General features: G+C 55.7%; 12 protein-coding genes. 9 read left to right on the forward strand and 3 right to left on the reverse strand.

Annotation, left to right across the window (positions count from 1 at the left end; genetic code table 11):
- Positions 1-464 (reverse strand): LEPR-XLL domain-containing protein (locus ACTG34_RS05815; protein ID WP_439104039.1); only part of this gene is annotated, 464 nt, incomplete at its 3' end.
- A gap of 524 nt (positions 465-988) precedes the next feature.
- Between ACTG34_RS05815 and ACTG34_RS05820 the strand changes: the two genes are divergently transcribed.
- Positions 989-1,735: a SapC family protein gene (locus ACTG34_RS05820; RefSeq protein WP_439104040.1), complete on the forward strand. Its 747-nt coding sequence runs from the start codon at positions 989-991 to the stop codon at positions 1,733-1,735.
- Positions 1,736-1,904: 169 nt separating this feature from the next.
- A complete protein-coding gene (locus ACTG34_RS05825) occupies positions 1,905-3,326 on the forward strand; it encodes a hypothetical protein (RefSeq protein ID WP_439104041.1) in 1,422 nt (473 codons plus the stop codon).
- Positions 3,327-3,331: 5 nt separating this feature from the next.
- Here ACTG34_RS05825 and ACTG34_RS05830 read toward each other — a convergent pair whose 3' ends face one another.
- Positions 3,332-4,003, reverse strand: a complete 672-nt coding sequence (locus ACTG34_RS05830; protein ID WP_439104042.1) for a DnaA N-terminal domain-containing protein — start codon at positions 4,001-4,003, stop codon at positions 3,332-3,334.
- A 560-nt stretch (positions 4,004-4,563) separates the two neighbouring features.
- On the opposite strand from ACTG34_RS05830, the gene ACTG34_RS05835 reads away from it, so the two are divergent.
- The 7 genes from ACTG34_RS05835 to ACTG34_RS05865 all read left to right on the forward strand — a co-directional run bounded on the left by ACTG34_RS05835 (position 4,564) and on the right by ACTG34_RS05865 (position 13,469).
- Positions 4,564-5,874 (forward strand): AAA family ATPase, encoded by a 1,311-nt coding sequence (locus ACTG34_RS05835; protein ID WP_342844448.1) that lies wholly within the window; start codon positions 4,564-4,566, stop codon positions 5,872-5,874.
- A complete protein-coding gene (locus ACTG34_RS05840; RefSeq protein WP_439104043.1) occupies positions 5,867-6,982 on the forward strand; it encodes a ParB/RepB/Spo0J family partition protein in 1,116 nt (371 codons plus the stop codon). Before ACTG34_RS05835 ends, ACTG34_RS05840 begins: the two co-directional genes overlap by 8 nt.
- Before the next feature lie 125 nt (positions 6,983-7,107).
- Entirely contained in the window at positions 7,108-8,577 is a 1,470-nt protein-coding gene (locus ACTG34_RS05845) for a polysaccharide biosynthesis/export family protein (RefSeq protein ID WP_439104044.1), read from the forward strand.
- Between the two features lie 374 nt (positions 8,578-8,951).
- Entirely contained in the window at positions 8,952-9,998 is a 1,047-nt protein-coding gene (locus tag ACTG34_RS05850) for an MraY family glycosyltransferase (protein WP_439104045.1), read from the forward strand.
- A gap of 80 nt (positions 9,999-10,078) precedes the next feature.
- Positions 10,079-10,828: a metallophosphoesterase gene (locus ACTG34_RS05855; RefSeq protein WP_439104046.1), complete on the forward strand. Its 750-nt coding sequence runs from the start codon at positions 10,079-10,081 to the stop codon at positions 10,826-10,828.
- A 189-nt stretch (positions 10,829-11,017) separates the two neighbouring features.
- Entirely contained in the window at positions 11,018-13,027 is a 2,010-nt protein-coding gene (locus tag ACTG34_RS05860; RefSeq protein ID WP_439104062.1) for a GumC family protein, read from the forward strand.
- Between the two features lie 127 nt (positions 13,028-13,154).
- A complete protein-coding gene (locus tag ACTG34_RS05865; RefSeq protein WP_439104047.1) occupies positions 13,155-13,469 on the forward strand; it encodes a putative quinol monooxygenase in 315 nt (104 codons plus the stop codon).
- A 12-nt stretch (positions 13,470-13,481) separates the two neighbouring features.
- Here ACTG34_RS05865 and ACTG34_RS05870 read toward each other — a convergent pair whose 3' ends face one another.
- On the reverse strand, positions 13,482-15,017 hold the full coding sequence (locus ACTG34_RS05870; protein ID WP_439104048.1) for an FAD-binding domain-containing protein: 1,536 nt from the start codon (positions 15,015-15,017) through the stop codon (positions 13,482-13,484).
- Positions 15,018-15,033 lie beyond the last annotated feature (16 nt).

Consider the following 15,033-nt stretch of genomic DNA (forward strand, 5'->3'; position numbering starts at 1 on the left):
GTTCCGCCAATCTCAGTCACCAGTGTCGCACCCGCCCCTTGGGTGTATCCGGTGACGTTGAGAATACCCGGTGAATTGCCCGGCGCCACGGTTCCGGTGTTGGTCAACGTCTGCCCCGTTGCCCCCCGTCCCGTCAATGTGACACCCGCCTCAACCGTCAACGGCGCATCCGCGAGGTGATCAGGCGAGAGCGCGCGTGTTCCCGCCCCGCTCACAAGCGCGAGGTTCGGCTCGGCCACAACGGATGGCGCGTCTGGCACAGCCTCACCCGTCACATCCAAAACCACATCAACCGCGTCAGGCTGACCCGACCCACTCGCATCCGACCCCGCCAAAGGCAGGTCACCCGACAGCAAAATCCGCTGTTCGAGCGTCTCTAGACCAAAGCCTGGAACACTGTCTGTGTGCGTATTATCGGCAGCGGCATGCTCGGGCTGATCGCCCTTATTTTTAAAGTTAGACATTCGTACTTTCTGATCCCAGAGCGCGGCAGTGCACTCGAAAAGGCGGTATAAAATTAACCAAAAACGGGGGCGAAAAACCAACTAACGATACAACCATAGGCCAAAAGGCGTCTTCTTCAAAACAGTAACTGGCCAAGATCCTCGCATCCACCAATTCATTAGAGTCCCTTTATAAACTAAAGTATGGGCAATTAATGTAATGTCCTCGTTAAGTTTTGGTTAAGTTTTCAGGAGCCTGTCCCATTTTTTGACACCGGCCCATCCACAGCCGTTTGCGTCAAAAGAGTAAAAACGCCTATTAGGGTTGAGGTGTGCATACTTCCCCCACAAACCCGTACAGGCGCCCCCCTCAAAACGCAGGCCATTATCCGCGCAAAACACGACCCACGGGCGCACAAGTATACGCACAATCAGACACCCCAAGCGTGTATTCAGGCGCACCAAACTCCCCTTTTGAGTTCTGGACATTGCATGACGCAGCTTCTACCAACTTAGAAAAATACCGACACCAAAAGGAAAATATAATGGCCAAGCAGCTCTTGATTTACGACAACGCGACCCCCGTTAACGCTGATACTCACAAAGATGTTTCAGTAAAGATGTCAGGCACTTATGAGTTTTCACGTGATGTGAACTCCGTGCCGATTGTGGCCGCTGAATTCCTTGCCGCCGCCGCCGATTGCGTGGTGGTTTTCGCCGGTACGGACAAGGCCGTTTTCCCCGCTGTCCTGCTTGGCGTCGAGAATGATCGCAACGAATACATCGATGCAAACGGCGCGTGGACAGGCCGTTACGTTCCCGCATTCTTGCGCCGCTACCCGTTCGTCTTTGCGCAAAACCCGGACTCTGATCAACTCACGCTGTGCATCGACGACAGCTTTGAGGGCGTCAACACGGATGGCAAAGGGGAGCGCCTGTTCGACAGCGAAGGCATGCGCAGCAAGTACCTCGAAAACGAACTGAACTTTGCCGCGCAGTATCAACATCAGTATTTGCGCACCAAAATGTTCTGTGATCGTCTGCTGGACCTTGGCCTGTTGGAGCCTGCCGTTGCCAACTTTACAGGCGATGATAGCCAACCGCGTCGCCTCTCCGGTTTCTTCCGCATTGATCGCGCGAAGCTCAAAGCCATTGAACCTGATGTGTTGACCGAGATGTTCAACAACGACGAGTTGGAACTTTGCTATACACACCTTCAGTCGTTCAACAACATTCAGACGCTCGGCATCAAAGTTGCGGAAAACTCCGCCAAAGACCAAGCTATCCAATAAGGCACATCGCGCACATTCTCGTGCATAGTAAGACATCAAATTTAGGGCGTGTGCGGGCAACTGCGCGCGCCCTTTTTGTGGCAACACGCAAAAGTTTGCTATTGCGCACCATTGCACGGGCTTTGCATAACGAAAGACAACACCCACACCGAACGGAGACCTGATGCACATGGCATGGACTGATCACTTGACCCGAACCACCGCTCTTGCGTGCCTCGGTCTTCTTGCCGCGCCAGCCGCACAGGCCCTTGATGTCAAAACCGGCATCGCCGTGATCCAAGATCCGCAAACCACAATCGAGACGCTCAACTATGTCTACGTGGGCAAGGCGCTCACCCCCAACCTGTCATTTGGCCAAGCGGTGTACTCCGCCGCAACCGGCGATGGTGGGGGCGCATTTTTCTGGGGATATGAGGCCGCATATGAGCGCGCACTATCTGACCGGCTTTCCGTTGTCGGGACGGCATTTTTAGGCGGAGGTGGCGGGGCCAGCGTTGTGTACGGCGATGGCCTCATGACGCGTCTGGGCGCGGGATTATCCTATGCGCTCACCGATGCCTTTCGCGCCGAACTTGGCGTGAGCCATCTCGCGGTAAAGGACTCGGATGTTGGCGGCACCGTCATTAGCGCGGGCATTGCATATTCGTTTGGCGCGCCCACGCCAGACGCCCCTGCCCGTCCCGTTTTGCGCGCCGTCACACCGCGCGCCACCGTCATTTCCGCCGATGATAGCACAACCCGTTCAGGGTCCGCGCAACCCACTTTGGCCCTCGCAGGTGCCGAAGTTACGTTCTTTGGCGAAGGATCTGGACGCGAGGTCTTTGTCGCCGCTGACGGTGCGGCCAAGGGGGGTGAGGGCTACATGCAACTCTCCGCCGGCCTGCGTCAACGATGGTCCCTTGGCCCCGTCGATCTGTTTGCCGATGCCGCCTTGGGCTTTGGTGGTGGCGGCGATGTCGACACGGGGGGCGGACTTTTGGTCATGGCGGGGCTTGGCGGCGCGGTGTCAATTGACGATCGTCATGCTATTGAACTGGCCTTAGGTCAAACCATAGCGCCCGATGGTGCGTTTTCAGGCACATATGCCAGCGCACGCATCACGCGGACCTTTGGCGATGGACCCGACACAAACCGCCACCCGCAAGCGTGGCAATTTCAATCAGGCTTCACCTACCAAATCCCCAATGACACTTTTCGAAAAGCAGGATCAGGGCGCACCGCCTCCCCCATCTTGCAAGAAAGCTCCGTCGATATGATGCTCACTGACGCCCTCTACGTCACAGGCAACGCGCAAACGGTCGTGTCTGGCGATGCGGGCGGCTACGCAATTGGCTTGGTCGGATTGGGATATCAAATGGCACTGTCGCCCGCATGGTCTATCGCGGTTGAGGGTCATATCGGCGCCGCAGGTGGCGGCAGCGTCAATGCAAACGGCGGCTTGATTGGCAGTGCGCGCATCGAACTCGACTACGCGCTGAGCGATGCCGTCTCGCTTTCGCTCGGCGTGGGTCAAATCCGCACGCTGAGCGGAACGGGCATGGCCCCGACATTTGTCAATCTCGGCGTCAAAATCCCGTTTCAGACACGCTAAGGCGCTTACACAACAATACGCACGCGGGCCAGACTCGGGTCTATTCTGCGTGCGACACCCTCAATCCGTGTCATCAGATTTGTCTCGATATAGTCTTTGTAAAATTTACTCGGGACAATAAGCGTAAGCGCCCCCTGCCCCATATCAACAACTTTGGCGTCTTTGAGCCAGTTGTCGATTGTGCTCGGTGCAATACGGTATAGCTCGGCTTGGATCTGCCCCCAGACATCCGTACTGAATTCTGGTATCTCGGCCTTGTGAAACGGAACGATGTTATCGACAGGTTTTGGCTCTTGCGGCCCAGATAAACGTTCAACCAAATCAGACCCGACATTGGCCCAAGTTGGTTTTGTATCCGCGAAAATGACAGCAACATCGATGCCGTAAACCGCTACGCGACCGCGCACCCCTGCCCGTTTTTCCACGAGCCAGCCTAAAGCTCTGAACTTTGCCATTTCGCGTTTCACCGTGCGTTGATCCACACACCACATCCGTGCGATTTCAATCTGGCCCACACATAATTCATCGCGCTGCCAGTTATAACGCGCAGTAATGAGAGAGATAAGCCGCAACACCCGCTTTTGGACGTGCTTATCTTGTGACAGCCCGTAAGCTGTCAGAACCGTTAGGATATCATATTTGAGCGCGGAGGCATTTTGCCCAACCGCTTTGGTCATGCGCACATCCGTGCTCCCACTGATCGTCTTGTTCTCACGACTGCCTCACCGTGTAACGTCGTTTGCGTCACTTCGGCGTTAACTCACAGGTCGGAAACGATTGGGGTGTATCTCATTCAGAGGACCAATCCAACGCTATCCGACCGTTCTTCGCCATTTGCGTCCAGTTGGTCGATTCTGTCAAGGCCGGAGTCACATCCAGCCCCGCTCAGCGTGTTTTTCTCAAATCTAAATTTCAAAAGAAATATTGGTATTAATGGTATTGGGGGACATTGTGGCTGACACCTTATCGCTGACTTATGTCACCCTATCTATCGCGATACCGCGCCTCGTGTCCCCCTATATCATGTGCCATGACCGATGTGTTTTTGATCCGTCCCAGTAGCTCAAACGGTCTAAACGCACATCTCATGCGAATCGCGTGGATCGTCCGCGAAAGGCAATCAGGGACTGTTTCGTTGACCATGAATTACTTTAACTTCTCTTTTGCCTTTTTTGCAAATTAGGCGTATTTCAGTTTTTAGATGATTTTTACGTCCGCAAGTGAGGCAATACCGTCCATGTATACCCATGAAGATTTAGCGCAGCTCCAAACCCAGTCCCTCAAAATGCAATCCTGGATCCGCAAACAGACGTTTAGTCCCGAGATGGAAAAGACGTTGCGCCGGTTTTCGTCGTGGGAAGTGTCCGAGCTGATATTCAATATAAACCAATCGACCTTCCGTGGGCGGCTCGCCGCAGAGCCCGACCTTCCCGGCGGGGAAGTTGAGGAGGACGGTCGCCAGCGGTGGTTTTCTCTTGATGAGATCAACGAGCTGCGCCGCCGGATGAAGATCAATCGCAAGTCCCTGATGCCCAAACGTCCTGCGGGCAAGCGGGCGTTTCGCGCGGCCATTGCGAACTTTAAGGGCGGTGCGGGAAAATCAACCGTTGCGCTGCACTTCGCGCATGCAGCGGCGCTTGATGGTTACCGTGTGCTGTGTGTGGATTTCGATCCGCAGGCGACCCTGTCCCATTCGATGGGCCTCAACAACGTTTCTGAGGATCACACGGTTTGGGGCATTATGGCGCGCGATTTGATCCGCGAAACCGACCGGATGAATGCAGCGTCTCAGGGGGCCGCGAGTGGGACCACCCTGCCCCAACGGCGCATCCCTGCGTCGATCCGCGATCTCGGTCTGGACGAATTGCGTGTCTCGGATTTCATTCAAACGACTGCATGGTCGACGATTGATATCGTGCCATCCTGCGCCAACGCTGCGTTTGTCGAGTTTGCATCGGCGCAGTACCGCCACCTCAATCCGGAGTGGACATTCTTTGCGGCGATGTCGCGCTACCTCGATGCGATTCCGGCGGACGCCTATGACCTTGTGATTTTTGATTGCCCGCCCGCGATCGGGTATCAGTCCATGAACGCGGTCTTCGCGGCTGACATGCTCTATGTCCCGTCTGGCCCAGGCTATTGGGAATACGATTCCACCACGTCGTTCATTGGACAGTTGGCCGAGGCCTTGGGGGATTTGACGGACGGATACCCATCAACCTTCCCCGCGGGGAAGGTCAAGTTGCCAAAGGTCTTTGCGGATATCAAATTCCTGATGACCCGTTATGAGCCGAATAATGAATTGCACCGTGCGATGTTCGAAGCCTTTCGAAAGGTGTTTGGCGACACTATGGCCGAGCACCCGATTGAGATGACCCGTGCGGTTGAGCAATCAGGGCGCTTCCTCAGTTCGGTCTATGAGATCGACTACCGTGATATGACGCGCGAAACATGGCGCCGTGCGCGGGCCACGTTTGATCGGGCCTATGAGGAATTCAAGGAGACCGCCCTCGTGGCATGGGACAAGTTGGAGACGACCGATGAGTAAAAAACGCCGCATATTTGATATCGATTTGCCGGAGGGCGATGATCCTGAAACCTTCCCCGCGGGGAAGGTTGAGACACCCGCCGAGCCAAAGCGCCGTGGGCCGATGGCCGCGGCCATCACCGAAAACGCCGGTAGTCTGCGCGAACGTGAAGAGATCGCCGCCAAAATTCGCGCCGAGAATGACGCGCTTGCACATGAGCATGTTCGCCTTAAGGGGCTTGGCCTTGTCACGCAAATGATCGCTCTTGATCTCGTTGACACCTACAAACTGACTCGGGATCGCGCGAAGGGTGACGATTTTGAACTGGCCGAACTGGTCGCATCGATTAAGGAAATAGGGCTATCAAACCCGATCCGCGTCGAGGCCCGCGCTGATGGCCGCTATGAGTTGGTTCAGGGCTTTCGACGGCTGAGTGCCTATCGCCAGCTTTTGGACGAGACCGGTGATGCGGCTGCATGGGGGACTATTCCGGCGGGCGTGGCTGAGGCGGGGGATGCACTTGAGGTTTTGTACCGCCGCATGGTGGATGAAAACCTTGTGCGCAAAGACATCTCGTTCGCCGAGATGGCGCAGCTTGCTCTTCATTATGCATCAGACCCACAGACCGCTGAAAGCGACCCTGATAAGGCGGTTGCGACCCTGTTTCAGTCTGCTGGCTACCAAAAGCGCAGCTACATCAGGGTCTTTATCCGCGTGATGAAAGTGCTGGGCGACGATCTAAAATATGCGCACCATATACCGCGCGCTTTGGGTATTTCGTTGGCGGCGCGGCTCGATGATGGAGAGTCTGTTGGGGCGGCGATTAGAGCCGAACTTGGGCCTTACGACACGCGAACGGTGCGTGAGGAGCTTGATCTTCTGCGCCGCTATTGTGGGGTGGTTGACGAGGCCGTGCATGATGTTGACACTGCGGCTGTGCCCAAGGCGGCGGGTAAGGTCAGCGCGGCGCAGGCAAAGACCATGTTCCAAATCGCGCGCCCGCAGGGCAAGGCAAAATGTACGGCTGGGGCAGGGCGGTTAGAGATCCGATTGGACAAAGATTTCTCGACGATTGACCGGCGCAAGTTGGAGGCGGCGGTGCGCAGTTTGCTGGACCAGATCGAGTAACCTTCCCCGCGGGGAAGGTCGGGTGTGGCGGGATCAAAAGTGCTAAGAGATTTTCGCGAAAATTTGTTCACGTTTTGTTCTCACCTGTGCGCTATTACAAATATGGAACGGCAGGTTAGGCCTGCGTGTCCTTCGTACCACACGAAATCGCGCTTCGGTTGTGCCGCTCTAAATCGGCGGTGGTCGCGCCAAAGTTTCGCGTCTATGGTCCGCGCAAACCTACGTCCGAAAGTTTGGAAATAACTATGATCCTGAGCCGTCTGTCCGTTGCATTGTGTGCCATGCTGTTTCTTAGCTCGTGTGGTGTCACCTATACCGCGCAGACGGTGAAAGCCGACGATACACCGCTTGATGTGACGGTTGTCGAGGTCACGCCAGACGCAATTGCGGTTGCAAACCGCTCTTCTTATACGCCGCGCCAGTTGCCCGATGAGTTTTTTGCAACAGCCGGGGCAGGGGGCGCAGTGCGCGGTTTGGGGGCGTTGCCGCCAGAGCCACGGGTTCCGACCCTGACACCGCCCAACGAGATGGCATTGCGGTTGCCACCTGAGGTTCAAAACGGGCCATACCAAATCGGCATTGGTGACGTTGTGATTCTGGCCACGCGGGCAGGGGGCAACACGGTTGAACAACTCAGCGGTCTCTTGGCGGCGCAAAGCCAACGGCAGGGGTATACGGTGCGCGATGACGGTGCGATTGCGATCCCCGAAGTGGGGGCGGTGGCCATCGCGGGACTAACGGTCGAAGAGGCCGAGGATCGCGTGTTTCAGCGTCTCGTGCAAAATCAGTTGGACCCGGAGTTTAGCCTCGAAGTGGCCGAATTCAATTCCAAGCGGGTGAGCATCGGTGGCGCGGTCAAGTCATCCATTCTTGCGCCGATCACATTGTCGCCGCTGTATCTGGCGGAGGCTCTCACGGCGGCGGGTGGCATCCAGATCGACAATAGAGAATATGCCTCGATCCGTATCTACCGCGATGGCACGCTCTATCAAATTCCGCTTGAGGATTATTTTGCCGATCAGAACCTCCAGAAGGTTGTGTTGACGAACGGCGACAGTGTGTTTGTGGACACGGCTTATGATCTGACGCAAGCGCAGGCGTTCTATCAGCAAAAGATCAACGTGTTGGATTTGCGTCAGCGCGCGCGCACCTCTGCCTTGTCCGAGTTGCAGGCGGAAATCAGTTTGCGCCGCTCCGAGTTGGCCGAACGGCGCGAGTTATTTGATGCGCGTCTGGCGATGAATGCCGTTGATCGCGACTATGTCTATCTGGTGGGCGAAGTGGCGAAACAGGCGCGTGTTCCGCTCCCGTTCGAAAATACGAGCTCGCTTGCGGATGTGTTATTTGAGACCGGTGGATTGTCGGTCAATACGGGCAACCCTGCGCAAATCTATGTGCTGCGCCCGAATGACGCCAACCAAGTGGTCGCCTATCACCTTGATGCGCGCAATATCGTGAATCTGACGATGGCGTCACGTTTGGAGATGCGTCCAAACGATATTATCTTTGTGAAAGCGCAGCCGATCACGACGTGGGCGCGGGCGCTACAACAGGCGTTGCCGCTTTTGCTAAATCAGGCGGCGAGCGGATTGTAACGAGCGGTCCTGTATAACGCGATTGGATGAACATTTTAGCCCGCCTCTTTTTTAGAGGCGGGTTTTTTGTGGGGTGGCCGCGTCCGTATGTCGGCACGTTGCAATAAGTCTAGAAAATGTACTTAGAATCGGTTATCCCTAGATTGTGAAGGCCTACACATCGGATGCGGAGACTTGGCAGATACTTAAGTCTATACGTTAACCGTTACTTAAGGTAACCTTCACAGGGTAGCCCCGTATATTTTAAGTGGGCGAATCGTATTTGAGTTGAATAACTTCCTTTTTTGAAGGGCTAAGATATGTTGTTACTATCAAGCATCCCTCATTTATTTTTGGTCGCGTTTGTTGTGAGTTTGTGGGGGAGCGTTATTGTCGTGGCCACCCGTAACGGTCATTTGCACCGAACCTCCAAGGGCCACGCAGGGTTGGAAATTCAAAGTGCGCACAGCGACCCCACGCCCCGCATTGGTGGGCTTGCGGTTTTATCTGCGCTTATCGCGGCTGTTTTGTTTAGCAATTACACCGCCGAATTCGGGATTCTCTTGTTGAGCGCGGTTCCGATCTTTGTTGCGGGCTTTGCCGAAGACACCGGATTTGCGGCCTCGCCGCGTCGACGCTTGATCGCGACTATGTTCAGCAGCGCCATTATGATTGTCGTGTCCGGCTATACTATTTCTCACAACGTGTTTCCGGGGGTAAACGCCTTACTCTCGTTCACGGTTGTGGCGGCATTTCTAACGATGTTTGTGACGGCGGCTGTGTGTCATGCGTTCAATTTGACGGACGGTATGAACGGGCTTGCCTCAACGATCGCTTTGGCGGGGAGCATTGCTATTGCGGTGATCGCGTTGAACGTTGGCGACATGTTGGTGTTTACGATCGCCACGGCGATTATCGCGGCGGTCGCGGGCGTCTTTGTGTTGAACTTCCCGTTTGGCAAACTGTTCCTTGGCGATGCAGGGGCCTACACGATCGGGTTTGTGTTGAGCTGGGCGGGTGTCATGTTGATCGCGCGCAATCCTGACATTAACAGCTGGGCCGTGATGCTTGCCGTGTTCTGGCCCGCGATTGATATGATCGCCGCCATTTTGCGCCGCCTGTCCAAACGGGCGCCATTGGGTCAGCCCGACAAACTGCACTTTCACCATATCGTGAAACGTCTGTGGGATCAGCGGTTGTCCGCCAAAACGGCCACGAGGTGGTCGAACCCTTTGACAACCATGAGCATGGCGCCCCTGATTGTGACCCCGCCGGTTTTGGCCGTGTTGTTTTATGATAATGCGCCAATGATCCCTATATGTCTTGGGTTTAGCACGTTGATGTACTTTGGGAGCAAGCGCCTGTTGGTCCGCAATTTTAAGCGTATGTCGACGGCGACGAGCGTGCCAAGTCGTGACCGAATTCCGCAGCTGGTGAACTAAGATAACCGCGGCCAACTCTTGACTCATTTGACCCTTTTGGTAGGTCGGTGGCCTGAATTGGGTTTGTGTAGGGTTTCGATATGGGTGGATTTCTAAAGCGGATTTTTGGTCGCACGCCACCTGTGATGCCTGTGGTCGAGGTCGATATCCCGCCGTTGTCTGTGCCCGATTGCGTTGCTGTTATAGGGGACATCCACGGATGTGCGACCCTCACCCGTCAGCTGATTGAGCGTGTGAACGCACAGCATCCCGAGGCGCATTTGCTGTTTGTGGGCGATTTCATTGATCGCGGCGAGGAGAGCGCAGATGTTCTCAAGATGCTGATGGATATGCCTGACGCAACCTGTTTGATGGGCAACCATGAGCGGATGTGCCTCGATTTTCTAGATAATCCCGAAGAGCGCGGGGCGCGGTGGATGCGCAATGGCGGGCTTCAAACAGTTGCGAGTTACGGCGTGTCGGGCACGCAGACCGAGCTGACCAAAATGCGCGATGCGTTGGCGGTGGCCATGGGCGATCATACCATCAATTGGCTGATCAACCGCCCGCTCTATGCACAGTTTGGCAATTTATACGCGATCCATGCGGGCGCGGACCCACAGGCAGCGATTGAGGGGCAGGGCGAAAAGCCGTTGATCTGGGGGCATCCGCTGTTTCGAAAGCAACCCCGCACGGACGGGCAATGGGTTGTGCACGGCCATACGATTGTTGATCAACCCATGGTCGAGCAGGGGCGGGTGAGCATTGATACAGGTGCCTATGCCACAGGTGTGCTAAGTGCGGCGGTATTTGCGGGTGCAGATGTTGCGTTTTTGCAAGCCAAACTATGAGATTGCGCGTTTTTAGGTTGAGGGGGGAATTGATGTTTTCGGGCATCCTGATACAACCGCCCCAACCTTGGCTGAGATTACAGTCAATTGCGGTATTAAAGGGTTAAGCATTTGAGTGATCAGGCAAAAGACTTTGACGACGAAATCGACCTTGCGGAACTCTTGGGCACGTTTTGACGCGGCAAGGTCATCATCATTTTGGCGGCATTGCTCGCCGCGTTTCTCGGTATTGCCTACGCTAAGTTTGTGGCCGTTCCGACCTATACATCCTCGACCACACTCGCCATTAAGCAGAGCGGAGCCTCGGTCATTGATATCGAGTCCGTGGTATCGGGCGTGTCGTCCGAGAGTGATTCCCTCAATACCGAAGTCGAGGTTCTCAAATCACGCGACCTGTTAGAGCGGTTGTCTGCAAAGCTCGATTTGGCAAATGACCCCGAATTTAACGCCGCCATCCGACCAAAGCCGATGTTTTCGATCTCTGGACTGCTCGGGGGCGATGATGACGCACCAACGGCGCAACAGATCACAAACGCTATCGTGGAAAAGCTACGCGCGACGATTTCGACCTCGTTGCAGCGCTCCACTTATATCATCTCGATTTCGGCCACGACTGAAAGCCCGCAAAAATCCCGCGAGATCGCAAATACGCTTGCGCAGCTGTATCTCGATGACCAGATCCGCGTGAAATTTGAAACTCTCGAGGATGCGGTGACGTGGTTGTCGGCACGGGTTGTTGAGCTTGAGGCGGAGCTTCAGGATCGTGATGACGATCTCAAAGCCAAAACAGCCGAGGCGGATTATATCAATGCCGAAGGGTTGTTGGCGCTGAACCAACAGGTGCGTGATTTGCGCGAACGTTTGATCGGTGAGCAAACCGATTCCGAGCGCGCCGCCGCAAAGTTTGTGGAGATGAAGGCGATTGTGGCATCTGGCGACATCGACGCAATCCTGACCTTTACTCAAGATCCCGGATTGCGCCGTTTGGCGTCTCAGGCCTCGCGCGCCCAAAATCTGGCGCCTGATAGCCCGTTTCAAGCGCGGGTTGCGTCACTTCTGGATCGCGCCGAAAAGGATGTGACGCGCGCACGCACGCAGGTCGCAGCGATCAACGAGACGATTGCAGCGATGGAAGTGCGGGTCGATGAGCAAGCCACGATGTTGGCCAACCTTCAGCAGTTGCAACGTGAGTTAGACACCACATCGGTGCTCTACGACACCTTCCTGACGCGGTTGAAAGAGACGACAATTCAGCAGGGTATTCAGCAATCGGATGCCCGTGTTTTGTCGACAGCGATTGACGGGAAAAAAGTGTCGCCCAGATCAAGCATGATTGCGGCCCTATCGCTCATTCTGGGTCTCATGGGCGGGTCTGGTTTTGTCTTGCTGCGTGAGATGCGCGCGAACGGATTTAGGAATGCCGAAGTGTTGCAGGCCGCAACGGGTCTTCAGGTGATTGGACAGATCCCGCTCTTTCCGGTGGCCGCGCGTGGGGACCTTATCCAATATCTGAAAGACAAACCGACCTCGCCCGCCGTTGAGGCGGTGCGCAACATGCGCACGTCAATCTTGTTGTCGAACGTCGATAACCCGCCCAAAGTGATCATGTCGACCTCAACCATTCCGGGCGAAGGCAAAACCACGCAAGCGATCTCCCTTGTGCAAAACCTCAGCGGCATGGGCAAAAAGGTGTTGCTGATCGAGGGCGATATTCGGCGCCGTACGTTGGATGAATACTTTTCCATCGAAGCGGGTGAACACAGTTTGTTGTCGGTCATTTCGGGCGAAGTCACCCTTGACGATGCGGTGATCAAAAGCGAGCGGATTGGCGCAGACGTATTGATGGGGCAGGTGTCTCATATCAACGCCGCCGATGTGTTCTCATCCGATAAATTCATCGCGTTTCTGCGTTTGGCGCGTGATACTTACGACTATATCATCATCGACACGCCGCCGGTCCTTGTGGTGCCAGACGCCCGCGTGATCGGTCAGCATTGTGACGCGATTATGTATACGGTGAAATGGGACAGCACGACGAAGGTGCAACTGCTCGCCGCCCTGCGTGAGCTTGCGGCCGTGAATTTGAAGCCGACAGGTTTGGTGTTGTCACAAGTCGACCCAAAGGGCATGAAGAAGTACGGATACGGCGAAGCCTACGGGGCGTATTCGAGCTATGGTGGTGGCTACTACGATGCGTGATCGTCGGTCCGCGTGATCGGGCAGGCGCATTTAGGGTGCAAGCGGGCAGGGTGGATATGCCATTGCCGCCGCACGCGCCACTGGGTAGCGTAAAGCACTCACCGCGCCTCATAACAGGATTTATACGATGTCGATCATTCATGTTCTCGCCGTTATCACCACAAAACCGGGTCTTCGTGCCGAGGTTTTGAGCATTTTCAACGCCAATGTTCCGGCTGTTTTGGCCGAGGATGGGTGCATCGCCTATGAGGCGACAATCGACGCCACAGGGGCAGGGGCCATGCAAACACCCTACGGGCCGGACACGTTTGTTGTGATCGAGCAGTGGGACAGTTTGGCCGCTCTTGAGGCGCATTCCGTAGCCCCTCACATGGTGGAATATGGCGCCGCGACCAACGATATGTTGGCCGAGCGCGCCATTCATATCATGTCGCCCGCCTAGCGGCATCGGCCACTAGAATAGGCTCAATTGGTCGCTGTCCGGTTTGCTCTTTGGCTTTCGGGGCGGGCGTTTTTTGCGGCTGCCTAGCTTTTGAAAGACGGCTTGGGCGGTCTCGCGAAAGGCATCGCCTTTGCGGACTTCGGTGATGCGTTGTTTGGCGCGCTTTGCGGCCTCGGTGTGATCAACGATGGGCACGATATAATCGCGTTCTAGAACAAAATCCGTGGGGTCAATTAGTGTGGGTTTCCATGTCCACGGCTCATGGATGAATGCGTTTGGCACTGCGCGTAATTCGGGCACCCATTTGCGGATGTAGTCGCCCGTAGGATCATGTTCCATCGATTGCTTGATCGGGTTGTAGACGCGCATCGCGTTGATGCCCGTCACACCGGATTGCATTTGCAGCTGGCTGTAGTGGATTCCAGGCTCGTAGTCGGTGAAAACCCGTGCCAAATGATGCCCCGTTATGCGCCAATCGAGCCAGAGTTGATAACTGGCGAAACTGACCAACATGGCGCGCATTCGAAATGTGATCCACCCATCGGCATTCAAGTTACGCATACAGGCATCGACAAAGGGAAAGCCCGTTTGACCCGTCGACCAAGCGGTGTAATGGGCCTCGTTGTGCGCGTTGTCGCGCATACCCTCAAACGCGGGGTGCATGCAATGTGTCTCGATTGCAGGCTGATCCTCGATTTTTTGCACGAAGTGGCAGCGCCACGCGAGCCGCGATCCAAAGGCGGTGAGGTGACGCCCAAAGGTTTTTGCCTCACTTGGTGACAGTTGTGCACGCCGCTTTGAGATGGATTGAAGAACTTCCCGCACGGACAGGCTGCCCCATGCCAAATGCGCTGACAACCGTGAACAATGTACATCCGAGGCGGTCGGTCCAGAGATGTGATAGAGGTAGCCGCGCGCGCGATCCGTCAAGAAACTGCGCAGATCCTCGACCGCCTGCACGCGTCCGCCGCGCTGGACCTTGCCACTGTCATATGCGCCAAACATCGGGTCGCTTTTTGACGGCAGGGGCGCGGTTTGTACCGTTGGTGAGGGTGTGAGGTCTTGCGGCTTTTTCACGATCGGCTCGGCCATTCGCGTATTGCGAATTTTGGACCAACTGTCGCGGCTGCGCAATCGGCGCACAACGCCGTTGGAGGGGTGTTCGTGCAGGGTCATCCCCGTGCGCGCACACAGGTTTTGCACCGCGATATCGCGCCGGAACGTCCACAGATTTCCCGTCTCCTCGTGGGCGTAAATTTCGGTGATCCCGTGTTCGGCGTGCAGGGTCTCAAACACCTCGCAGGCATCGCCGATCTTGATCACCAAGGGCTGACCCATAGCGGACAATTCGCGGTCCAGATCGACGAGACAGTCGTGGATAAAATGCCAATGGCGGCGCGCGGCAAAGGGTTGCGACCAATAATCTGGCTCAACAATATAGAGCGGAATAACAGGCGCGCCTGATCTGACCGCGGCCATAAGAGGCGCGTGATCGGCCACCCGCAAATCGCGCTTGAACCAGACCACACAGGGGGCGGGCGTGGTCACGGCTTATCCGTCTTTG

It is taken from the genome of Celeribacter marinus (genome assembly GCF_965656515.1).
In the GTDB taxonomy this organism is placed as follows: Bacteria; Pseudomonadota; Alphaproteobacteria; order Rhodobacterales; family Rhodobacteraceae; genus Celeribacter; species Celeribacter marinus_D.